A 23,010-nucleotide genomic window follows, 5' to 3' on the forward strand; every position below is an offset into this window, starting at 1 on the left:
AACGCGGTCGGGGTGCGTTGCTATCATTAGCACATGTGTTCGAACAGTCGGGACGAGGTCGTCGAGGTCTTCGACGCGCTGACCGCCGGGCTGGACCGGGCGCTGGAACTGGACTTCGAGGTTTTGACACCGCGGGAGTGCATGGCGTTGTTGCGGCGCTGCGAGGTGCTGCGGCGCCGGCTGCCCGCCGTTGAGCACCCTCTGGTGAATCGGTTGGCCGCGGCCGATCCCGACGAGCTGGGCGGCAAGGCACGCTGGGTGCTCGCCGACGAACTGCATCTGACTCGCGGGGAGGCTGGGCGGCGCCTCACCGAAGCCGCTGAACTCGGTCCGCGACGCAGCCTGACCGGCGAGCCGCTGGACCCGGTGCGCCCGGTGGTGGCCACCGCCCAACGCCAGGGACGCATCGGGGTCGCGCATATCGCGGTGATCCGCTCGTTTTTCACCTACCTACCCGACGACATCGACGCCACCACCTTGGCGCGTGCCGAAGCAGAACTGACCGAGCTGGCCGCCGGCTACCGGCCCGATCAACTGGCCACCCTGGCCCACCGCATGGCCGATCACCTACACCCCGACGGCAACTACACCGACGAGGAACGCGCCAAACGCCGCAGCCTGGTGTTGGGCCCCCAAGACCGCGACGGCATGAGCCCCATCAGCGGCTACCTGGACCCGCACGCCCGTGCCACCCTCGATGCGGTGCTGGCCCGCTGGGCCGCCCCGGGCATGTGCAACCCCGACGACCCCGCACCCTGCGTAGCCGGCACGCCGACCCAGGCCCAGATCGACGCCGACGCCCGCAGCGCACCGCAACGCAACCATGACGCCCTGACCGCCATGGCACGTGCCCTGCTGGCCTCCGGGAATCTCGGCCAACACAATGGGCTGCCGGCCACCATCATCGTCTCGACCACCCTCGCCGAGCTAGAAGCCGGTACCGGTAAAGCCCACACCGGCGGCGGCACCTGGCTACCCATACGCGACGTCATCGCGATGGCCTCCCACGCCCACCACTACCTACGCATCTATGACGGCGCCAAAGAACTCGCGTTGTTCCACACCAAACGCCTGGCCTCACCCGGGCAGCGCATCGTGCTGTATGCCAAAGAGCGGGGCTGTAGCCACCCGGGCTGCCCCATCGGCGGCTACTACTGCGAAGTCCACCACGACACCGACTACGCCAAAACCGGGCGCACCGACATCCACGGGCTGAGCCTGCGCTGCGGCCCCCACCACCAACTCATCACCTCACACGGCTGGAAAACCCGCAAAGCCCACAACGGCACCACCGAAACCCTGCCCCCACCCCACCTCGACCACGGCCAACCCCGCACCAACCACTACCACCACCCCGAAAAACTCTTGCGCGACAACGACTCCAGCAAAGACGACGACGAAAATCCGTAGCCCGTTGCGGACCTGGGGGCTAACCCCTCACGGCGTCCTCGCCTGCCATCCGCAGTCCGGTGGCCAGGCCGTCCACCCAGATCGACACCATCAGCTCCAGCACCGGTGGGTGGTTGGACGGCATGAACATCTTGGTCAGTTTCTGGACGCGGGCGTGGGCAAGCTTCTGGAAGTCGCGGTCATCCAGCTCCGGGAACTCCAGGTACTCACTGCCGATCGCCGCGTTCTCTGCGGCCGTATACGCGTCCATGGCCACATCCGATCACCGCACCGGCTCGCAGCGGAAGGGGCGGAAGTCCCCAGCCGCCCGTCAGCCGCGGAGCCGCCCGGCCAATCGAGCGGTGAACTCGGCCACCTGGACCGGGCTGTCCAGTGCGAACCGGGCGGCGGTGGCGCGGTCGCCGTCGTCGGTGTGCCGCACCACGATTCCGGCGCCCGACAGATCGGCCACCGCGTCGAACGCGTCCTCGTCGGTGATGTCGTCGCCGAGGTACAGCGGCATCACCGGATCACCCTCGGGCAGCCGGTCCAGTATCCAGTGCAACGTGCGGCCCTTGTCCCAGTCGATCTCGGGGCGCAGCTCGATCACCTCGCGGCCGGTCGTCACCCGCAACTCCAAGCGCCGCCCGGCGTCACGCACCGCCGCCAACGCTTCTCCGACCCGATCCCGGGCCGCATTGCGGTAGTGGACCGCAACGGCGAATCGCTTGTGCTCCACCACGACTCCCGGCACCGACCCGAGCTGCTCGCGCAGCGACGCGGCCGCGCCGGCCAGCACCGGCACCGCGTCGGCGGCGGCGTCGTTCTGGTGATGGGCGCCGTCAGGGCCGGTCAGCTCGAAGCCGTGACTGCCTGCGTACCAGATCCCGGCCAGACCGACCCGCGCCCGCACATCGGCCAGATCGCGGCCGGACAGCACCGCGACCGGACACTGGGCGGCCAACGCGGCCAACGCATCCACCGCGCCCGCCACCGGCCGGGCCGCCTCGGGATCGTCGACGATCTCCGACAGCGTGCCGTCGAAGTCGAAGAAGGCCACCGGCCGGGTGAGTTCGCGCAACTCCGGGGCGGTCATCGCGTCGGGCAGCGCTGACATCGGCCGATCGCCGGTGCGCACCGCGATCTGGTCCGGGCCGGCCACCGTCGCGTCGCCGCCATCGTGTCCGACGCCGATTACCAGCGCGAAACCCGCACTACGGGCGGGGATTACGTCAGATTCGGCGTCGGTGAGCACCACACACCGGCCCGGGCGCACCCCCAGCCGGGCGGCCGCGGACACCAGCTCGGCGCCCGATGCCACCGGTTGGGCGTGAACCCCGGCCTGCTGCAGCCGCTCGGTCAGCGCCGCAGTTCCGTCACCTGCGTCGATGCGTAACAGCACCGCGTCGTGCCGGCGCGGGTCGATCGTGATGGGCAACTTCGGTCCGCCTTCTGTGAGTTCAACGATAGGTAGTCACCACGGTGTCACACCGCTTAGCGTGGAGGAGTGAACCCCGGAATCCTGGTCGGTGTCGACGGATCACCGTCGTCGAAGGCGGCGGTCGACTGGGCGGCCCGCGACGCCGTTCTGCACAACCTCCCGCTCTCCCTGGTCCATGTGCTGGCTCCGCCGGTGGTGATGACGTTCCCCGAGACGCCGATGCCGCCCGGCTACACCGAGTGGCAGCATGAACAGGGCGAACGCCACCTGAGGGAAGCCGCGAAGATCGCCGAGGCCCACAGCGCGGATCTGCGTGTCGACGCGGAGATCGTGGTCGGCTCGACGGTTCCGATGCTGGTGGAGATGAGCCGCGACGCCGCTCGGCTGGTGGTCGGGTCCCGCGGGCACGGGCTGCTGCGTCGCAGCCTGCTCGGCTCGGTCAGCTCGTCACTGGTCCGGCACGCGCACTGCCCGGTCGCGGTCATCCACGAAGGGCCTTCGGACGGCAACCCGCGCCCCGACACGGCGCCGGTGGTGGTCGGCATCGACGGCTCCCCGGTGTCGGAGGCCGCGACGGCGCTGGCGTTCGAGGAGGCCTCGCTGCGCGGGGTGGAACTGGTGGCGGTGTACGCCTGGCACGACACCGGAGTGCTCGACTTCCCCGGCATCGACGCGGCCGCAATGGAATCCGACGGCGAACTGGCACTGGCTGAGCGGCTGGCCGGGTGGCGGGAGCGCTACCCCGACGTCACGGTGCGCCGCGTGGTGGTCTGCGACCGGCCGGCAGACCAACTGGTCGAGCAGTCGCAACAGGCACAGCTAGTAGTGGTGGGCAGCCACGGCCGCGGCGGCTTCACCGGCATGCTGCTGGGCTCGGTCAGCCTGGCGGTAGTGCAGTCGGCGCATGCACCGGTGCTCGTCGTCCGTCCGGGGTCGTGAGGTTTCGGTCAGACCCGGCCGACGGAGACCGGCTCGGCGGCCGGGATCGGCGCGACCTGTTGGGCCACCGGGCTCGGCCGTGACCACACCCGCTGCGGCCACCAGAACCAGCGGCCCAGCAGCGCGGCGATCGACGGCGTCATGAACGAGCGGATCACCAGGGTGTCGATGATCAAGCCCAGTCCGATGGTGGAGCCCACCTGGCCGATCACCTTCAGGTCGGAGACCAGCATTGACATCATGGTGAAGGCGAACACCAGGCCCGCCGAGGTGACCACGGAGCCACTGCCGCCCATGGCGCGGATGATGCCCGTCTTGAGCCCGCCGCGCATCTCCTCCTTCATCCGGGAGACCAGCAGCAGGTTGTAGTCCGAGCCGACCGCCAACAGGATGATCACACTCATCGCCAGCACCATCCAGTGCAGATGCAGCCCGATGATGTGTTGCCAGACCAGCACCGAGATCCCGAATGAGGTGCCCAGTGAGAGCAGCACGGTGCCGACGATCACGGCCGAGGCCACGATCGCCCGGGTGATCAGCAGCATGATGATGAAGATCAGGCACAGCGAGGCGATGCCCGCGATCATCAGGTCCCAGGCCGACCCGTCCTTCATGTCCTTGAACATGGCCGCGGTGCCGCCGAGATAGACCCGGGAGCCCTCCAGCGGGGTGCCCTTGAGCGCCTCGTGCACGGCGTGCTTGATCGGCTCGATGTGGCTGACGCCCTCCGGGGACATCGGGTCGCCCTCGTGGCTGATGATGAACCGCACCGCATGCCCGTCGGGGGACAGGAACATCTTCATCCCGCGCTTGAAGTCGGGGTTGTCGAACGCTTCGGGCGGCAGATAGAACGAGTCGTCGTTCTTGGAGTCGTCGAACGCCTTGCCCATGGCGTTCTGGCCCTCCATCATCTTCTCCATCTGCAGCTGCAGGCCCTCCATGGTGGACTGCATCTTCAGCTGGGTGGTCCGCATGTTTTCCATGGTCTCGATCATCGGCGGCATGATCTCGAGCATCCGGGGCATCAGCCGGTCGAGGTTGTCGATGTCGGGCAGCACCAGCTCGAAATCCTCGGTCATCGCGTCGATGCCGTCCATCATGTCGAAGATGGACCGGATCGACCAGCAGATCGGGATGTCGAAACAGTGCGGCTCCCAATAGAAGTAGCTGCGCATCGGGCGCCACATGTCGTCGAAGTCGGCCATCTCGTCGCGCAGCTTCTGAATGTCGCCGAGCATGATGTGCATCTTCTGGGCCATGCTGTGGGTGGTCGCCGACATCTCGCGGGTCACCTCGAGCATCGCCTTCATGCTGTCGACGGAGACCTGCATGTCCTCACCCATTTTCAGCATGCGTTTCATGCTGTCGAGCTGGTACTTCATGTTCAGCTGCTGGGTGGTGCCCTGCATGCTCATCGCGAACGGGATCGTGGTGTGTTCGATCGGCGTGCCCAGCGGCCGGGTGATGGTCTGCACCCGTCCGACACCCGATACCTCGAATACTCGCTTGGCGATCCGGTTGATGACCAGGAAGTCGGCCGGGTTGCGCAGGTCGTGATCGGTTTCGATCATCAACAGCTCCGGGTTCATCCGGGCCTGGGAGAAGTGCCGGTCGGCGGCGGCGTAGCCGATGTTGGCCGGTACGTAGTCCGGCATGTACTCGCGGTCGTTGTAGTTGGTCTCATACCCCGGCAGGGTGAGCAGCCCGACCAGGCAGACCGCGGTGGTGGCCACCAGCACCGGCCCCGGCCAGCGCACGATCATCGCGCCCAGCCGCCGCCAGGCGCGGATCCGCATCGTCCGCTTGGGCTCGAGCATTCCGAAGCGGCTGGCCACCGCCACCACCGCGGCACCGAAGGTCAGGGCCGCCAACGTCACCACCACCATGCCGATGGCCAGTGGGACACCCAGCGACTTGAAGTAGGGCAATCGGGTGAATGACAGGCAGAAGGTCGCACCGGCAATGGTCAGCCCCGAGCCCAGGATCACGTGCGCGGTGCCGTGATACATGGTGTGGAAGGCCGACTCCTTGTCCTCGCCGAGCGACCGCGCTTCCTGATAGCGGCCGAGCAGGAAGATCGCGTAGTCCGTCGAGGCGGCGATGGCCAGCGTCACCAACAGGTTCACCGCGAACGTCGATAGGCCGATGATGTTGTAGAAGCCGAGCACGGCCACCACGCCGCGGGCCGCGGCCAGCTCGAACACCACCATGCCCAGCACCAGCAGCACGGTGCCGATCGACCGGTAGAAATTCAGCAGCATCACGATGATCACCACGAACGTCAGCGAGGTGATGACCTTCAGGCTCTTGTCGCCGGCGATGTGCTGGTCGGCGTTGAGGGCGGCCCCGCCGGTGACGTAGGCGTGTACGCCGGGCGGTGCCGGGGTGTCGGCGATGATCTTCTGGACGGACTTGACCGAGTCGTTGGCCAGGGTCTCGCCCATGTTGCCGGCCAGGTACACCTGCACGTAGGCGGCCTTGCCGTCCGGGCTCTGCGACCCCGCCGCGGTCAGCGGGTCACTCCAGAAGTCCTGGATGTGCTCGACGTGCTCGGTGTCGGCCTCCATCTTGGTGACCAGCTCGTCGTAGTAGGCGTGCGCGTCGTCGCCGAGCGGCTCGTCGCCTTCGAGCACCACCATCGCCGAGCTGTCCGACTTGAACTCGTCGAAGACCTTGCCGATGCGCATCATCGCGATCATCGAGGGGGCGTCTTTGGGGGCCATCGACACCGCGCGCATCGCCCCGACCTCGTCGAGTTGCGGCACGATCACGTTCACCAACACGGTGATCGCCAACCAGGCCAGGATGAGCGGTACCGCCAGCCGGCGGATCCATGTCGCTATGGCGCCGCGGTGGGGCGGCTGCGCCGCCGGCAGCGTGTCGGTGGGGGCGTCGTCGCTGAGGTGTTTGCTCATCCTGATTTCACAATGCAGAAGGTCTGGGCGCTCACGGGGCTGCTGGAGATTCGTTCGTCTTTGAGCTCGCCGTCGATGGTGACCCGACAGCCGATGGTGCTGCCGTCACCCTGCGCGACGATGTTGGGGCTCACCGCCGGATTGGTGGTCGACAGCGTCAGTGACCACGGCAGGGCGGCGCCGTCGACCCGCTGCGGAAGAGCTTCCAGGTCGAGATAGTTGATGTCGGCGTAGGTCCCGTCCGGACTGAAGATGTCATAGACCACGACTTTGGGGTGAAACGGCTTGGTGTCCTCGAACGGGGCCGCGCTGTTGCCGCTGTCATCACCGCCGAAATAGCCGCGAATGCGATTCACGACGAACCCCCCGACCATGAGAACCAACACGATGAGCAGCGGTAACCACGCGCGCCTGACAACGCCGAACATCAAGAATTGCCTTTCGGGTGGTGCCGGAATCTGACACAGATTAGTGCATCAAAGTTCTTTTCAACACTCAAGGGGGCGCGAATCGCACACACGTTCGATATCGTGGTGGGGGTGAGCTGGGGCAGTGGGCCGCCGAGCTGGGCGGAAATGGAGCGAGTGCTCAATGGTAAGCCTCGTCACACCGATCAGCCGGCCGGTGTGTCGGCCGATCGCGGGTCGGCGCCGCGGCCGGAGCGGCCCCGGCCGGCTGGCCCGACGGGGTCTTTCACGCCTTATGCCGAGTTGCACGCGCACTCCGCCTACAGCTTCCTGGACGGGGCCAGCACGCCGCAGGAGCTGGTCGCCGAGGCCGCCCGGCTGGGCCTGCGGGCGATCGCGCTGACCGACCACAACGGTTTGTACGGGGTGGTGCGGTTCGCCGAAGCGGCCGCCGAGCTGGCCGCCGCGGGACACCAGATAGCCACCGTCTTCGGCGCCGAGCTGTCGCTGGGTTCTTCTCCCTGTGCCGGGACTTTCAAGGCCCGCACCGACGACCCGGACCCGCCCGGCCCGCACCTGCTGGTGCTGGCCCGCGGCCCGGAGGGCTACCGGCGGTTGTCACGGCAGATCGCCGCCGCACACCTGGCCGGCGAAAAGGACAGGCCGCGTTTCGATCTGGACACGCTGACCGAGGCGGCCGGCGGGCACTGGCACATCCTGACCGGATGCCGCAAGGGGCATGTCCGCCAGGCGCTGGCCACCGGCGGCCCGGACGCGGCCGCGGCGGCGCTGGCCGATCTGGTGGACCGGTTCGGGGCCGCGCGGGTCAGTGTCGAGCTGACCCGGCACGGCGATCCCTGCGACGACGAGCGCAACGCAGCCCTGGCGGCGCTGGCGCCCCGATTCGGGGTTTCGGTGGTGGCCACCACCGCAGCACATTTCGCCGGGCCGGGCCGGGGCCGGCTGGCGATGGCGATGGGGGCGATCCGGGCCCGGCAGTCCCTGGATGCCGCCGCCGGCCGGCTGGCTCCGCTCGGCGGTGCGCACCTGCGCTCCGGCGCGGAGATGGCCCGGTTGTTCGCGACGCACCCGTCGGCGGTGCCGGCGGCGGCCGAACTCGGTGAACAGTGCGCGTTTTCGCTGTCGCTGATCGCCCCGCAGCTGCCGCCGTTTCACGTCCCGGACGGACACACCGAGGGCAGCTGGCTGCGGCAGCTGACGCTGGCCGGCGCCGCCGAACGCTATGGCCCGCCCGGGGGAGCGCCGCGCGCCTATGCTCAGATCGATCGTGAGCTGGAAGTCATTGCCCAGCTGGGGTTTCCGGGTTACTTCCTGGTGGTGCACGACATCACCCGGTTCTGTCGGGAAAGCGACATCCTGTGCCAGGGCCGGGGATCGGCGGCCAACTCCGCGGTCTGCTACGCCCTCGGTGTCACCGCGGTGGATCCGGTGGCCAACGGGCTGCTGTTCGAGCGGTTCCTGTCCCCGGCCCGAGACGGGCCGCCCGACATCGACATCGACATCGAGTCGGATCGCCGCGAAGAGGTGATCCAGTACGTCTACGGCAAATACGGCCGCGACCACGCCGCCCAGGTCGCCAATGTCATCACCTACCGGGGTCGCAGCGCTGTGCGGGACATGGCCCGCGCGCTGGGCTACTCGCCGGGCCAGCAGGACGCCTGGAGCAAGCAGCTGGGCCGGTGGGGTGCATTGAATCATGCCGACGACGCTGATATCGAAGGCATCCCCGGGCAGGTGATCGACTTGGCCACCCAGATCGCCGACCTGCCAAGGCATCTGGGTATCCACTCCGGCGGCATGGTGATCTGTGACCGCCCGATCGCCGATGTGTGCCCGGTGGAATGGGCGCGGATGCCCGGCCGCAGTGTGCTGCAGTGGGACAAAGACGACTGTGCGGCAATCGGTCTGGTGAAATTCGATCTGCTGGGGCTGGGCATGCTCTCCGCGCTGCACTACGCGATCGACCTGGTGGCCGAGCATAAGGGTATCGAGGTGGACCTGGCCGCAATCGATCTGTCCGAGCCGGCGGTGTATGAGATGCTGGCCCGCGCCGACTCGGTCGGGGTGTTCCAGGTGGAGTCGCGCGCGCAGATGGCCACTCTGCCGCGGCTGCGCCCACGGGTGTTCTACGACCTGGTGGTGGAAGTGGCGCTGATCCGCCCTGGGCCGATCCAGGGCGGGTCGGTGCATCCCTACATTCGCCGTCGCAACGGCATCGACCCGGTGACCTACGAGCATCCGAGCATGGAGCGGGCACTGCGAAAAACCCTGGGAATTCCGTTGTTCCAGGAGCAGTTGATGACGCTGGCGGTGGACTGCGCCGGATTCACCGCGGCCGAAGCCGACCAGCTGCGGCGCGCGATGGGCTCCAAGCGGTCCCCGGAGCGGATGCGCCGGCTGCGGAGTAGGTTCTACGACGGCATGGCCGAGTGTCACGGCATCACCGGCGCGGTGGCCGACCGGATCTACGAAAAGCTGGAAGCCTTCGCCAACTACGGGTTTCCGGAGAGTCACGCGATGAGCTTCGCGTCGCTGGTGTTCTACTCGGCCTGGTTCAAGCTGCACCACCCGGCGGCGTTCTGCGCCGCGCTGCTGCGGGCTCAGCCGATGGGCTTCTATTCGCCGCAGTCGCTGGTCGCCGACGCCCGCCGGCACGGGGTCGTGGTGCACCGCCCCGACGTCAACGCCAGCCTGGCGCACGCCACGCTGGCCGAAGCCGGTACGCAGGTCCGGCTCGGGTTGGGTGCGGTCCGTGGCATCGGTACCGACCTCGCCGAGCGGCTGGTGGCCGACCGCGAGGCTCATGGGCCGTTCGCTTCGATGTTGGATTTGACTGCGCGGGTTCAGCTTTCTGCCCCGCAGGCCGAGGCGTTGGCGACCGCCGGCGCGTTCGGCTGCTTCGGCATGGCGCGTCGCGAGGCATTGTGGGCGGCTGGGGCGGCGGCGGGTCAGCGGCCGGACCGGTTGCCCGGGGTGGGGGTGTCCGGATTTGATGGGCAGACTCCGGCACTGCCCGGGATGAGCCAGATCGAACTGTCCGCCGCCGACGTGTGGGCCACCGGGGTGTCTCCGGACAGCTTCCCGACCCAGTTCCTGCGCGCCGACCTCGACGCGGTCGGGGTCGTTCCGGCCGGGCAACTCACCGCCGTCCCCGACGGCACCCGGGTGCTGGTGGCCGGCGCCGTGACGCACCGGCAGCGGCCGGCGACCGCCCGCGGGGTGACGTTCGTCAATCTCGAGGACGAGACCGGGATGGTCAACGTGCTGTGCACGCCGGGGGTGTGGACGCGGCATCGCCGATTGGCGCAGACCGCGACGGCGCTGTTGATCCGCGGGCGGGTGCAGAACGCCAGCGGGGCAGTCACTGTGCTGGCCGAGCGGCTGGGCGCCCTCGAGTTGGTGGTGGGGTCGCGGTCCCGGGACTTCCGCTGACACCCGAGGGCGGCCCGTCGCGACAAATGGCATCGATTACCCTCAGCTCAGGATCCCGCACGCTGAGCTTCACACGCAATCGGAGCAGTGGATGCCGGGATGCCACACCTGGGGGAGACAGATGCTGACAGCGAATAGGGCGCCGCTGCGCCGCATGCAACCGGAAACACCGTCCATGGCGGTCGGGACCTTGGAACGGCAGTACATCGATCTGGACTGCGGGCGCGTCTCCTACCTGCGCCACGGCAGTGGACCAAAGCTGTTGCTGGTTCACGGGATTCCCACCTCCTCCCGGTTGTGGGAACCGCTGTTGGGCACGCTGGGCGAGCACTACGACTGCATCGTGCCGGACCTGCTCGGCCTGGGGCGATCCGCGCCCAACGCCGACGCCGACCTGTCCAGCCCCGGCCAGGCGACGATGCTGTCGCAACTGCTGGACGGCCTGGGTATCGACGAAACCTACGCGGTCTTTCACGATCAGGGCGGCTCACACGGCCAGCAGTTCCTGAAGCGCCATGGCGCGCGCGTCAAGGCCGTCGTCTTCACCGACGTTGTCTGCTACGACAATTGGCTGGTCCCGATGATCAGTGTCACGGTCTGGCTGGCTCGGCACCGGCTCATCCCGCTGCTCTCCGGAATACGGCTCCTGCAGTTCATCTTGAAGCGGCACAGTCTGCCGCAGACCATCGTGCGCGGCCGTTTTCCCGCCGCGCTGGCCCAGGACTGGTTCGCGGCCTTGGACCGGGGCGGCCAACTGCGGCGCGACTGGATCCGCTATGTGATCGCGCAATCGCCGCACTGGACGCTCGATGCGGTCCCGGCATTGCAGTCCTGGACCAAACCGGCGCGGGTGATCTGGGCCGCGGAGGATTGCTTCTTGCCGCCCTCCTGGGGAGTACGGCTGGCCCACGATATTCCCGGCTCGCCCGACGACGTCAAGCTGCTGCCGTTTGCAAGCCACTTCTGGCAGGCCGAGATTCCGCAGACCGGTGCGCGGGCCATCCTCGAGTTTTTCAACGGACTGGACGACCACCCGTCCGCGCCTCGGGCTTAGGCGATGCCGTAGTACGCGGCAGGCATTGCGGACATTCACAGTAAAGCTTCGATAGTCTCGCCACATGTCACTCAACTTGTCCGCAGACGAAGTCCTGACCACCACCCGATCGGTTCGCAAGCGACTCGACTTCGACAAGCCCGTTCCGCGTGAGGTGCTCATGGAGTGCCTCGAGATCGCCCTGCAGGCGCCCACCGGCTCCAACGCCCAGGGTTGGCAATGGATGTTCGTCACCGACCCGGTCAAGAAGCAGGCCATCGCCGACATCTACCGCGCCAACGCCATGCCGTATCTGAACCAGATGAAGCCCGACTATGGCGAGGGTGACGTGCGCGGCGAGCGAATGGAGTTCGTCAGCGGCTCGGCCAAGTACCTGGCCGAGCACCTGCAGGACGCGCCGGTGATGCTGATCCCGTGTCTGGAAGGCCGGCCGGAGAAGGCGCCGCTGGGCATCAGCGCGTCGTTCTGGGCATCGCTGTTCCCGGCCGCGTGGAGCTACTGCCTGGCGTTGCGCAACCGCGGGCTGGGGTCGTGCTGGACGACGCTGCACCTGCTCGAGGACGGTGAGAAGCAGACCGCCGAGGTGCTCGGCATTCCTTACGAGCAGTACAGCCAGGGTGGGTTGTTCCCGATCGCCTACACCAAGGGCACCGACTTCAAGCCGGCCAAGCGGCTGCCGGCCGAGCAGGTCGCGCACTTCGACAGTTGGTGATCCCGCACTGATCGCGGACTATTACACCCCGCCGGCGAACCCGTGCTGGCGCCAGGCCTCGTAGGCCGCGACCGCGGCGGCATTGGACAGGTTCAGCGAGCGCCGGCCGGGCAGCATCGGGATGCGCACCTGCCCGGTGATGTGGGGATCGGCCAGGGTCGCCGCATCCAGGCCGTCGGGCTCGGGACCGAACATCAGCACGTCGCCGGCTTGATATCGCACGTCGGCGAACGAGGTTTCGGTGTGGGAGGTGAAGGCGAACACCCGGGCCGGCATCAGCGCCGCCCAGGCGGCCGACAACGACGGGTGCACGGTGACCGCCGCCAGGTCGTGATAGTCCAGCCCGGCGCGGCGCAGTTTGGGTTCGGACAGGTCGAAGCCCAGCGGCTCCACCAGATGCAGCTCGGCGCCGGTGGCCGCCACCATCCGGATCGCGTTGCCGGTATTGGGCGGGATGCGCGGCGAATAGAACATCACCCGGAACACGCAGCTGAGGTTACGGCGTGGTGCAGGTGCCCCGGCCCGGGGCTGCCGAGACACGAAACCATCTCGGGAGCTGTGCCTTTTCGGTAAAGGCTATGGTGATGGCACGCGCAGACTGCCATACTCGTCGAATTGCCGACGTAGGACGGCCCAGATCAAGGCGGGTCTCACACCGCTGACGGTTCAGCGGGTGCGACGCGCCGGAAGCTCCGATGAATGAAGGCGCAAACGGTGAATTTCAGCCGAGCGGTCGGTGAGCCGGCCGGCGAGCGGTGACGCTCTTCGACCACCCGGAAGGGGTGGACCCGGCACTCGGCGACCGTGCGGCCCAACCGGACGCGGCGGTGATGAAACGCCCGTCGCGGTGGTCGGTGGGCAACTGGCCGGTGCGGTGGAAGGTGCTGGCGATCGCCCTGCTGCCGATGGTGCTGGCCGGGGTTTTCGGCGGGCTGCGGGTCTCCGGTGCGCTCTCTGAGGCCAACCGGCTCCAGCTGGTCGCCGACCGCGCCGAGATGATCCCGGCGATCACCAATTACATGTCGGCGCTGGGCGACGCGCTGGTGGCCGCCTCCTCCGACGGCGACGCCGAGGGCGCCAGGAAGAACTTCGAGAACCGCAAGTACGAGTTGCAGTCGCGGCTGTCGCACACCGACGTCGCGACCGATGTGCGGTCCGGGGTGAGCACCCTGATCGAGCGCGGCCAGGGCCTGCTGGATCTGGTGTCGACCACCGGCGTGGGCCTGCGCGATGAGGTGACCGGCTACGCGCCGATCCTGCTCACCGCCGAGGACGCCATCACCGGGTCGGTGCGTCTGGACAGTGAACGGATCCGGTCGCAGACCGAGGGCCTGAGCCGCGCCGTCGGCGCCCGCGGTCAGATGATGATGCAGGAACTGCTGGTCAACCGGGGCGGTGAGCTTCCCGACCCGGAACTGCGCAGCTCGATGATGACCTTGGCCGGCACCGAGCCCTCGACGCTGTTCGGGATGAGCGAGGTACTCGGCGTCGACTCCCCGGACGCCAAGACCCTGCAGCAGCAGCTGGTGACCCGGATGGCGATCCTGTCCGACCCCGAACAGGTGCTGCCCAACAACCCGGTGCTGCGGGAGTCCATCCGCACCACCGACCAGATCGCCGCGCGGCTGATCGCCGAGAACACCGGGGCGGTGACCAAGGCGGTGGAGGACCGCGCCGCCGACCGGCGCGCCGCCGCCATCCGCGACATCGCGCTGGTGCTGGCCGCGATCATCGCCACGCTGCTGGCGGTGTGGTTGGTGGCACGCTCGCTGGTCCGGCCGCTGCGCACCCTGCGGGACAGCGCGTTGCAGGTCGCGCACGGCGACCTCGAGCACGAGATCGCCCGGGTGCGCGCCGGCGACGAACGCGAACCCGCGCCGCTGCCGGTCTACACCACCGAGGAGGTCGGTCAGGTAGCCCACGCCGTCGACGAACTGCACGCGCAGGCGCTGCTGCTGGCCGGTGACGAGGCCCGGCTTCGGCGCCTGGTCAACGAGATGTTCGAGACGATGTCGCGGCGCAACCGGTCCCTGGTCGACCAGCAGTTGGCGCTCATCGACCGGCTGGAGCGCAACGAGGACGACCCGGACCGCCTGGAGAGCCTGTTCCGCCTGGACCACCTCGCCGCCCGGATGCGACGCAACGGGGCGAACCTGCTGGTGCTGGCGGGTGCCCGGGTGCCGCATGAGCGTGGCCGGCCGGTGTCCCTGGCGACGCTGATCAGCGCCGCCGCCTCGGAGGTGGAGGGCTATCACCGGGTGCAGACGGTGTTGGTGCCCGAGGTCACGGTGATCGGCGCCGCGGCGGGCGACGGCGTGCACCTGCTCGCGGAGCTGATCGACAACGCCCTGCGCTATTCGCCGCCGACGGAGCCGGTGCGGGTGGTCGCCGGTTTCGAGAACGACGGCGGGGTGGTGGTCGAGGTGGTCGACGCCGGCTTGGGGATGACCGACGCCGACCTGCGGATGGCCAACATGCGGCTGGCGTCCGGCGGTGAGTTCAGTCCGGAGAACGCCCGCCACATGGGTCTGTTCGTGATCTCCCGGCTGGCGCACCGGCATGGGATCGAGGTCCGGTTGTTCCCGGCGTCGCGGGGCGCGCGCGGCATCACCGCCGAGGTCTACCTACCGCCGCACCTGCTGATCCACCGGGCCGCTGAAGAACCGGTCGCGCCGCAGCGCCCGACGCTCACCGAGCCCGCTTGGCAGGCGGCGCAGCACTACCCGTCCGAGCCTGAGGCATACCAGCCTTACGAGGACCAGTCCTACGAGTACCAGCCCGAAGAGATTCAGCACCAGCCGTATGTGCATCCCGAGGACACCGACCCCGGTCCCGTCGTCTCGTTGCTGCCGCGCCGTACTCCGGGTTCCAGTGGCATCACCGGGGTCCCCGACGAGCAGCCGGTGCAGTCGCCGGCCGACGCCGGCCGGGTGCGTCGCGAGCTGCCGCAGCCCTGGTGGGAGGCCGACGAGGCCGGAGCGGGCACCGACGCGCCAGCGTCGGACCAGGCGCCGGAACCGGTCGAAGAGGACTTCGGTGAGCCCGAGCCGGTGGTCGAGAAGACTTCTCCGGCAGACACCTCGGCATACTTCGCGGCGCGGACTCGAGTCGAGAGCGCCGCGAACGACCCCGACACCGACACGATCTATCAGCGGATGCTCTCGGAATCGGTGGGCAACGATCCCAACGACCCGAGCCTGCGCGCCGATCTGGACTGGCAGTCGGTGTGGGACCGCGGCTGGTCGGTGGCCGCCGAGGTGGAGAACATGCCGGTTGTCGCCCACACCGAGCACGGCCTGCCGGTCCGCGAACCCGGCGCCCGACTGGTGCCCGGCTCGGCCGAAGCCGAGACACCGCCGGAGCACCCGCACGATCCGGCGCACCGTCCGGGCGACCTCGGTGAGCCGGTAGCATCCAACGGCGGGCGACACGGGCCCGCCCATGAAGCGCCGGAGCGGGATCCCGCGGCGATCCGCGCCTCGATCAGCAGCCACTTCGGCGGGGTGCGGGCCGCGAGGTCGCACGCCCGGGAAGACGGACTCGACACCGACCAGGGGCAGAACCAGCAATGACTTTCCCCACTGACCACAGTGACCAGCGGCGCACCCCCGAGGGCTCTCTTGACTGGCTGGTGACCAACTTCGCCCGCGAGGTACCCGGGGTTTCGCACGCGGTGCTGGTGTCCGTCGACGGGCTCACGGTCGCGGCCAGCGAGCACCTGCCCCAGGAGCGGGCCGACCAGCTCGCCGCGGTGGCGTCCGGATTGGCCAGCCTGGCAAGCGGAGCGGCCCAGTTGTTCGAGGGCGGGCGGGTGCTGCAGTCGGTGGTGGAGATGGAGCACGGCTACCTGTTGCTGATGCGGGTCGGTGACGGTTCGCACCTGGCGACACTGGCGAGCGCCTCCTGTGACATCGGCCAGATCGGCTACGAGATGGCGGTCCTGGTGGAAAGGGTCGGCGCGGTGGTGCAGTCGGCGCGCCGGTCGGCGTCGTCTCCGGGTGGCCGCGCGTGAGGCATCGGTGAATGGTGATGGACACGTTCGAGCCGGATGTCCCGGAGCCCGTGGAGGCCGAAGCCAACCTGGTACGCCCGTATACGCTGACCGCCGGTAGGACCCACACCGACGTCAGCCTCCCGCTGGAAGCCCCGGTGCAGGCCCTGCGGTCGGCGCACCCCAACCAGTGGCCCGCCAGCGATCCGCGCGGCCGGATCGTCGAGCTGTGTCAGGCGGCCCCGTCGGTCGCCGAGATCTCCGCGCGGCTGGACCTGCCGCTGGGTGTTGCGCGCGTCCTGGTGGGGGATCTGGTCACCTCGGGTTACCTTCGGGTGCGTCGCACGCTGAACGAGGCGTCCACCCGGGACGAACGCCGAGAACTGATAGGAAGGACGCTCCGTGGCCTACGAGCGCTCGGATAGGCCGGGCGGCGCAAGGGATTCAGCGTCGACCAAGATCGTCATCGCCGGCGGGTTCGGGGTCGGCAAGACCACGTTCGTCGGCACGGTCTCGGAGATCATGCCGCTGCGCACCGAGGCGCTGGTCACCGACGCCTCGGCGGCCGTCGACACGCTGGAGGGCACCCCGGACAAGCGGACCACCACGGTGGCGATGGACTTCGGCCGCATCACGCTGGCCGACGACCTGGTGCTGTACCTGTTCGGCACGCCCGGTCAGCGCCGGTTCTGGTTCATGTGGGACGACCTGGTGCGCGGCGCGATCGGGGCGATCATCCTGGCCGACTGCCGGCGGCTGCAGGACAGCTTCGCGGCCGTCGACTACTTCGAGCACCGCAACCTGCCGTTCCTGATCGCGGTCAACGAGTTCGAGGGTGCACCGCGCTATCCGGTGGCCGCCGTGCGCAAGGCGCTCACCCTGGCTGATCACATCCCGGTGATCGCCGTCGACGCGCGCGACCAACGGTCCGCCCGCGACGCGCTGATCGCGATCAGCGAGTACGCGCTGTCGACCCTGGCGCCCGCGCAGGGCTGAGCCTCAGCGCTTGAGCCGGATCTTCCACCACACCACCGCGGTGTAGAACACCGACAGCAGCGCCAGCATCCCCATGTCCAGCAGCCAGATGCCCTTGGTGTGGTCCCACAGGTGGTCCTTGGGGATCTGCGGCACGTTGACCAGCTTGTTGAAGTCGATCGCGGAAGCGCCTGCGGCGTAGCCCCATCGGCCGGGAGTCAGCCAGGCGGCTTGGGAGAGCCCGATCCGTCCGGTCACCGGGATCATGCCGCCGGCCAGCACCAGCTGCGACATGATCGACACCACCAGCATCGGCATGATCTGCTCGTTGGACTGCGCGAACGACGACAGGGCCAGACCGAGAACCGCTGAGGCCACACAGGTTCCGGCGACCGCGAGGAACAGGTCCAGGTTCGCGCTGCCGAACATCACCGCGCCCTGCGTCGGCCCGCCTTTGCCCAGAATCACGATGATGGTGGCGATCGCGCCCTGCGCGGTGGCGAACGCGCAGAAGACCGCGACCTTGGCCAGCAGGTAGGCCATTGTCGACAAGCCCACGGCCTGTTCGCGTTTGAAGATCGGGCGTTCCCCGATCAGATCTCGAATGGTCAACGCGGTGCCCATGAAGACCGCGCCGATGATGAGCAGCACCATGATGTACTGCGGCTCGGTCGGAGCGTCGGGCCCCGGCATGCCCAGCCCGCCTTTGCCTTTCACTGTCAGCGACAACCCGCCCACGATAAAGGGAAGCACGGCCAAGAAGATCGAGTAGCCCCGGTCGGAGACGATCAGCCTGACCTGCCGGCGCGCGATCGTCGACAACTGTTTTCGGAGGCTCTCCGGTGGCGGGCTGCCCAGATCGGCGGGCGGCGTCGCGGGAACCGAGGCGGGGGCGCCATGGTGGCCGCCTTCCCGCTCCAGGAAACGCCGGTTGGCCTCGTCGGGGTCGGCGCCGACGTTGGCGAAGATGTCGGCGTAGTTGTCGGCGCCCATCGCGTTGAACACCTCTTTGGGCGGGCCGCAGTAGGCGGTCTTGCCGCCGGGGGCCACCAGCAGAATCTGGTCGCAGACATCCAGATAGGACACCGAGTGGGTGACCACCAGTACGACGCGTCCGGCGTCGGCCAGCCCGCGCAGCATCAGCATCACCTGCCGGTCCAGCGCCGGGTCCAGGCCCGAGGTGGGCTCGTCGAGGATCAGCAGTGACGGCCCGGTCAGCAGCTCCAATGCCACCGAGGCACGTTTGCGCTGGCCGCCGGAGAGTTTGTCGACGCGGGTGTCGGCGTGCTTGGTCAACTCGAGTTCCTCGAGCACCTGGGCCACCGCCCGGTCCCGGTCGGCTTTGGTGCTGTCCGGCGGCAGCCGCAGCTCGGCGGCGTAGCCCAGCGCCTGGTTGACCGTGAGCTGCCGGTGCACCACGTCGTCCTGCGGCACCATCCCGATCCGGCTGCGCAGCGAGGCGTACTCGGTGTGGATGTTGTGGCCCTCGAAGGTGACCGAACCGGCCGTCGGTCTGGTGTAGCCGGCGATCAGCCGTGACAGCGTCGTCTTGCCGGCACCCGAGCCCCCGATGATCGCGGTCAGGGTGCCCGGCCGCGCGGTGAGCGAGATGTTGTTGAGCAGCCGCTTGCCGCCCTCGACGTCGAAGCAGACGTCGCGGACTTCAAGCCCTCCAGACTTCGAGGCGGCCTCGGTGCGCCGCAGCAGGGTGCCGCCGGTGAACTCCAGGTCGACGTTGCCGATGGTGACCACGTCGCCCTCGGTGAGGATCGCCGAGCCGATCCGGACACCGTTGACGAACGTGCCGTTGATGCTTCGGCTGTCGCGGATCTCGGTGCCCAGCGGGGTCGGGATCAGCATCGCGTGGTGCCGGGAGGCCAGCACGTCGGAGATGACGACGTCGTTGTCGGTGGCGCGGCCGATGGTCAGCGCGCCGGCCGGTGCCTCCGGCGGTGCGGCGGAACCGGGCCGCAGGATATCGATCATCCGGGTGGCGAGGTTGGCGACCTCCGGCGGCTTCGCCGCCACCGGCGCCATCCGGGTGGACGGCTGCCGCGCCGGAAACACCTCGGCGGCGGGCGCCGAGGGCGGGTAGCCGGGCCGCAATGCGGCCTCGCCCGCCGACGAACCGACCGGTGCGGCCGGCCCGGCCGCACCGGAAGGGTATGCCGGCTGCCGGTGCGTGGGAGGCGGCGGCTGATGCGGCGGCGGGGCGGGCCGGTAGGGCTGCTGCACGCCGGGGTGCCCTGCCGAACGTGGGTCCTGGTAGAGCGCGGGGTCGGGATGGGACGGCCAGCCCTGCTGCTGCGGTGGCCGGCCCGGGCGCGCGATGCCCGGCTGGGGCAGCTGGATCGAGACGGTCTGCGGTGGCCGACCGGCGAGGCCCTGGTGCCGTCCGACCTCGAAGGCGACCCGCGGCCCGTCGGGGTTGCCGAGGTTGACGACCTGGCCGTCGCGGATGTCGACGACCGGCACCCGCTGGCCGTTGACGTAGATGCCGTTCAGTGAGCCGTTGTCGATCCCCAGCCATCTGCCCTGCTCGAAGCGCAGCAGCAGATGCGCGCGGGAGACCAGGGGGTGGGGGATGCGGATATCGGCGCGCAGGTCACGCCCGATGACCACATCGTGGCCTGCGGAGAACGTGCCTTGCGACCCGTCGTATCGCACGGTCAGCACCGGCGGAGCAGGGTGACTCATTGGATCAACTGTATCGGGCGGACCGAAGGGGCCGCCTGTCCACCGCGCCGCGAGTCGGCGCGGATCCTCAGCGCAGCGAGTCCGGTGCGCCGGTGACGACGCAGTGGGTGCGCTGATAGATCGTCGGCATGCACTGGTTGCAGTGAATGCATTCCGACTGCGTCGCCGGCTCGGCGGCGATCCGGTTGATCAGATCCGGTTCGGCCAGCAGCGCCCGGGCCATCGCGACGAATTCGAAGCCCTCGGCCATCGCCTGATCCATGGTCTCGCGGTTGGTGATGCCGCCGAGCAGGATCAACGGCAACGACAGCTCGGCGCGGAACAGTCGGGCGTCGTCCAGCAGGTAGGCGTCGGTGTAGGGGTATTCCCGCAGGAACTTCTTGCCGGTCATCCGCATGCCCCAGCTCAACGGCGGCGGGAAGACACTCGCGAACTCCTTGACCGGGGCGTGTCCGCGGAACAGGTACATCGGGTTGACCAGGGAGCTGCCGGCGGTCAGTTCCAGGGCGTCCAGGCCGCCGTCGTCCTGCAGCCACTTCGCGGTGGTCAGCGACTCGTCCAGGCTGATGCCGCCGCGCACCCCATCGGACATGTTCAGCTTCGCCGTCACCGCCATCTGACCGCCCACCGCCTGGTGGACCGCCTGCACGATCCCGCGGGCCACCTTGGCGCGGTTGGCCAACGAGCCGCCGAACTCGTCGGAGCGGCGGTTGATCAGCGGGCTCAGAAACGAGCTGGCCAGATAGTTGTGGCCGAGGTGGATCTCGACGGCGTCGAAGCCGGCGTCGAGGGCATAGCGGGCAGCGTCGGCGTGCTGGGTGATGACTTCGTTGATGTCGTCGCGGGTGGCCTTCTTGGCGAACCGCATGCCGATCGGATTGAAGAACCGCACCGGTGCCAGGGCGCGGGCCTTGTTCGAGCGGGCGTCGGCGACCGGGCCGGCGTGGCCGATCTGCGCGCTGACGGCCGCCCCCTCCGCGTGCACGGCGTCGGTGAGCCGGCGCAGCCCGGGGACGGCCTCCGGACGCATCCACAGCCCGTCGTCGGAGGTGCGGCCGCCGCGGGCCACCGCGCAGTACGCGACCGTGGTCATGCCGACCCCGCCGGCAGCCGGCAGGCGGTGGTATTCGATCAGGTCGTCGGAGACCAGCGCATCAGGGGTGCGGTTTTCGAAGGTGGCCGCCTTGATGACCCGGTTCCGCAGGGTGATCGGACCGAGCTTTGCGGGGCTGAAGACGTCGGGCGTGGGCATATCGGGAGAGTACGCGGGCGGGCGTGCCAGACTGTTCGCGTGGGTGCGATCACGTTGGACGGCAAGGTCACGCGCGACGAGATCTTCGTCGACCTCAAAGCTCGGGTGGCCGCGCTGGCCGCCGCGGGCCGTACACCCGGGCTGGGCACCATCCTGGTCGGCGACGATCCCGGCTCACACGCCTACGTGCGCGGCAAGCACGCCGACTGCGCCAAGGTCGGCATCACATCGATCCGCCGCGACCTGCCCGCCGACGCCAGCACGGCGCAGCTCAACGACACCATCGACGAGCTGAACGCCAATCCGGAATGCAGCGGCTACATCGTGCAACTGCCGCTGCCCAAACAGCTGGACGAGAACGCCGCACTGGAGCGCATCGACCCGGCCAAGGACGCCGACGGGCTGCATCCGACCAACCTGGGCCGCCTGGTGCTGGGCACCCCGGCGGCACTGCCGTGCACGCCGCGCGGGATCGTGCACCTGCTGCGCCGCTATGACGTGCCGATCGCCGGCGCTCATGTCGTGGTGATCGGCCGCGGTGTGACGGTCGGCCGCCCGCTGGGGCTGTTGCTGACCCGCCGCTCGGAGAATGCCACGGTGACGTTGTGCCACACCGGAACCCGCGATCTTCCGACGCTGACCCGGCAGGCCGACATCATCGTCGCCGCGGTCGGGGTGCCGCACATGCTGACCGCCGACATGGTCCGCCCGGGGGCGGCGGTCGTCGACGTCGGGGTCAGCCGGACCGACGCGGGACTGACCGGTGACGTGCATCCGGAGGTGTGGGAGGTAGCCGGCCACGTGTCGCCGAACCCCGGCGGCGTGGGCCCGCTGACCCGGGCGTTCCTACTGACCAACGTCGTCGAACGGGTCGAGAGCGGATCGTGACCCCACTGGCTGTCCTGCGCGCGACGCTGGCCCGGCAGTGGCCGATCGTGGTGGTCGGCCTGATCTTCACCGCGGCGTTCGTACTGGCCGGGGCGAATTTCTGGCGCCGCGGTGCGCTGCTGATCGGGATCGGCACCGGGGTGGCCGCCGGGTTGCGCCTGGTGTTGAGCGAGGAGCGGGCCGGGCTGCTGGTGCTGCGCGACCGTGGTCTGGACTTCGCGACCATGACGACCGTGTCGACGGTGATGCTCTACATCGCCGCGACGGTCGACCCGCTGGGGACCAGCTGATCCGGTGTCGCAGCGACCCGGCTACTTCGCCAGGACGGCAGCGGAGAACTCTCGCAGCTACAGGCCGAGGGGGAAGCCCGGAATCGCCGGGACGGCCGGGACCCCACCGATGGCCGGCACGCCAGGGATTCCGATGGCGGGACCCGACATGCCCGGGATCTGCGGCAACTCCGGCAGCTGGCCGCTGGCCAGCTGCGAGAGCATCTGCGGGCAGTAGGCCTGCACCGCGATCTCGGTGAACATCTGCGCCATCTCCGGCGACATGGCGGGACCGCCGCCCAGGCCGGCGATCGGGGACGCCACCGAGGCGGCGGTGCCGGCGGGTTCGGTCAGCATGGGACAGACGGACTGGCCCAGCGCGGCCGTCGCGGCCGGGTCGCCTACCGAGACGCCCGCCCCGGCCAGATCGGACAGGAAGGAGGTGTCGACGGGACTCGCCTGCGCCGGTGCCGCCAGCCAGACGGAGACGATCAGGCCCGCCCATATCGTGCCGGCCGCGGTCACCGCGGTGACCGTTGGCACCGCCGTTCTCAACCAGTCGCGCTCCATGCCGCCCCCTCTGTTCCCCCGCAGGCGTCATCAGCGCCGCCCCCGTCGGACACAACAT

Annotated in this window: 19 protein-coding genes; 11 read left to right on the forward strand and 8 right to left on the reverse strand. The window is 69.0% G+C overall.

Annotated elements, in window-relative coordinates:
* The first annotated feature begins 33 nt into the window (after window positions 1–33).
* The gene (locus G6N23_RS04245) at window positions 34–1,410 is read left to right on the forward strand and encodes an HNH endonuclease signature motif containing protein (protein ID WP_095173991.1); all 1,377 of its coding nucleotides are present in this window, start codon (window positions 34–36) and stop codon (window positions 1,408–1,410) included.
* A 19-nt stretch (window positions 1,411–1,429) separates the two neighbouring features.
* Here the strand turns inward: G6N23_RS04245 and G6N23_RS04250 are convergent, their stop codons facing one another.
* Window positions 1,430–1,660: a hypothetical protein gene (locus G6N23_RS04250; protein WP_085260975.1), complete on the reverse strand. Its 231-nt coding sequence runs from the start codon at window positions 1,658–1,660 to the stop codon at window positions 1,430–1,432.
* Between the two features lie 60 nt (window positions 1,661–1,720).
* On the reverse strand, window positions 1,721–2,827 hold the full coding sequence (gene otsB / locus G6N23_RS04255) for a trehalose-phosphatase (RefSeq protein ID WP_085260976.1): 1,107 nt from the start codon (window positions 2,825–2,827) through the stop codon (window positions 1,721–1,723).
* 69 nt (window positions 2,828–2,896) lie between these two features.
* On the opposite strand from otsB, the gene G6N23_RS04260 reads away from it, so the two are divergent.
* Window positions 2,897–3,769: a universal stress protein gene (locus tag G6N23_RS04260; protein WP_085260977.1), complete on the forward strand. Its 873-nt coding sequence runs from the start codon at window positions 2,897–2,899 to the stop codon at window positions 3,767–3,769.
* Between the two features lie 8 nt (window positions 3,770–3,777).
* Here G6N23_RS04260 and G6N23_RS04265 read toward each other — a convergent pair whose 3' ends face one another.
* Window positions 3,778–6,684 carry an MMPL/RND family transporter gene (locus G6N23_RS04265; protein WP_085260978.1) on the reverse strand — a complete coding sequence of 969 codons (2,907 nt, stop codon included), beginning with the start codon at window positions 6,682–6,684 and terminating at the stop codon, window positions 3,778–3,780.
* Window positions 6,681–7,112 carry an MmpS family transport accessory protein gene (locus tag G6N23_RS04270; RefSeq protein WP_085260979.1) on the reverse strand — a complete coding sequence of 144 codons (432 nt, stop codon included), beginning with the start codon at window positions 7,110–7,112 and terminating at the stop codon, window positions 6,681–6,683. Before G6N23_RS04270 ends, G6N23_RS04265 begins: the two co-directional genes overlap by 4 nt.
* Window positions 7,113–7,223: 111 nt before the next feature.
* Here G6N23_RS04270 and G6N23_RS04275 point away from each other — a divergent pair, with 111 nt between their 5' ends.
* From G6N23_RS04275 to G6N23_RS04285, 3 genes are all read left to right on the forward strand, one after another.
* The gene (locus G6N23_RS04275; protein WP_085260980.1) at window positions 7,224–10,544 is read left to right on the forward strand and encodes an error-prone DNA polymerase; all 3,321 of its coding nucleotides are present in this window, start codon (window positions 7,224–7,226) and stop codon (window positions 10,542–10,544) included.
* Window positions 10,545–10,719: 175 nt separating this feature from the next.
* Window positions 10,720–11,598 carry an alpha/beta fold hydrolase gene (locus G6N23_RS04280; RefSeq protein WP_157997540.1) on the forward strand — a complete coding sequence of 293 codons (879 nt, stop codon included), beginning with the start codon at window positions 10,720–10,722 and terminating at the stop codon, window positions 11,596–11,598.
* Between the two features lie 64 nt (window positions 11,599–11,662).
* Entirely contained in the window at window positions 11,663–12,310 is a 648-nt protein-coding gene (locus G6N23_RS04285) for a nitroreductase family protein (protein ID WP_085260982.1), read from the forward strand.
* A 21-nt stretch (window positions 12,311–12,331) separates the two neighbouring features.
* Here G6N23_RS04285 and G6N23_RS04290 read toward each other — a convergent pair whose 3' ends face one another.
* Window positions 12,332–12,796, reverse strand: coding sequence for a tRNA (cytidine(34)-2'-O)-methyltransferase (locus G6N23_RS04290; RefSeq protein ID WP_085260983.1), 465 nt, complete (start codon window positions 12,794–12,796; stop codon window positions 12,332–12,334).
* A gap of 269 nt (window positions 12,797–13,065) precedes the next feature.
* Between G6N23_RS04290 and G6N23_RS04295 the strand changes: the two genes are divergently transcribed.
* Genes G6N23_RS04295 through G6N23_RS04310 form a run of 4 tightly spaced genes read left to right on the forward strand, consistent with a single transcriptional unit; the run spans window position 13,066 to window position 17,297 of the window.
* Window positions 13,066–15,882: an ATP-binding protein gene (locus G6N23_RS04295; protein ID WP_095173990.1), complete on the forward strand. Its 2,817-nt coding sequence runs from the start codon at window positions 13,066–13,068 to the stop codon at window positions 15,880–15,882.
* Window positions 15,879–16,322: a roadblock/LC7 domain-containing protein gene (locus G6N23_RS04300; protein ID WP_085260984.1), complete on the forward strand. Its 444-nt coding sequence runs from the start codon at window positions 15,879–15,881 to the stop codon at window positions 16,320–16,322. The genes G6N23_RS04295 and G6N23_RS04300 overlap by 4 nt, the downstream gene beginning before the upstream one ends.
* 11 nt (window positions 16,323–16,333) lie before the next feature.
* Complete coding sequence (locus tag G6N23_RS04305; protein ID WP_372509075.1) at window positions 16,334–16,726, forward strand: DUF742 domain-containing protein; 393 nt, start codon at window positions 16,334–16,336, stop codon at window positions 16,724–16,726.
* Complete coding sequence (locus G6N23_RS04310) at window positions 16,704–17,297, forward strand: GTP-binding protein (RefSeq protein WP_085260985.1); 594 nt, start codon at window positions 16,704–16,706, stop codon at window positions 17,295–17,297. Before G6N23_RS04305 ends, G6N23_RS04310 begins: the two co-directional genes overlap by 23 nt.
* A gap of 3 nt (window positions 17,298–17,300) precedes the next feature.
* On the opposite strand, the gene G6N23_RS04315 is transcribed toward G6N23_RS04310, so the two are convergent.
* The gene (locus G6N23_RS04315) at window positions 17,301–19,973 is read right to left on the reverse strand and encodes an ATP-binding cassette domain-containing protein (RefSeq protein WP_085260986.1); all 2,673 of its coding nucleotides are present in this window, start codon (window positions 19,971–19,973) and stop codon (window positions 17,301–17,303) included.
* 67 nt (window positions 19,974–20,040) lie between these two features.
* Entirely contained in the window at window positions 20,041–21,225 is a 1,185-nt protein-coding gene (locus tag G6N23_RS04320) for an NADH:flavin oxidoreductase (protein ID WP_085260987.1), read from the reverse strand.
* A 39-nt stretch (window positions 21,226–21,264) separates the two neighbouring features.
* Between G6N23_RS04320 and G6N23_RS04325 the strand changes: the two genes are divergently transcribed.
* Together G6N23_RS04325 and G6N23_RS04330 are read left to right on the forward strand one after the other, a co-directional pair.
* On the forward strand, window positions 21,265–22,113 hold the full coding sequence (locus G6N23_RS04325) for a bifunctional methylenetetrahydrofolate dehydrogenase/methenyltetrahydrofolate cyclohydrolase (RefSeq protein ID WP_085260988.1): 849 nt from the start codon (window positions 21,265–21,267) through the stop codon (window positions 22,111–22,113).
* Window positions 22,110–22,403 (forward strand): DUF3017 domain-containing protein, encoded by a 294-nt coding sequence (locus G6N23_RS04330; protein ID WP_085260989.1) that lies wholly within the window; start codon window positions 22,110–22,112, stop codon window positions 22,401–22,403. The genes G6N23_RS04325 and G6N23_RS04330 overlap by 4 nt, the downstream gene beginning before the upstream one ends.
* Window positions 22,404–22,460: 57 nt before the next feature.
* On the opposite strand, the gene G6N23_RS04335 is transcribed toward G6N23_RS04330, so the two are convergent.
* Window positions 22,461–22,952 carry a DUF732 domain-containing protein gene (locus tag G6N23_RS04335; RefSeq protein ID WP_085260990.1) on the reverse strand — a complete coding sequence of 164 codons (492 nt, stop codon included), beginning with the start codon at window positions 22,950–22,952 and terminating at the stop codon, window positions 22,461–22,463.
* Window positions 22,953–23,010: the final 58 nt, after the last annotated feature.

Origin of the sequence: Mycolicibacter terrae, from assembly GCF_010727125.1 — a bacterium.
GTDB lineage: Bacteria > Actinomycetota > Actinomycetes > Mycobacteriales > Mycobacteriaceae > Mycobacterium > Mycobacterium terrae.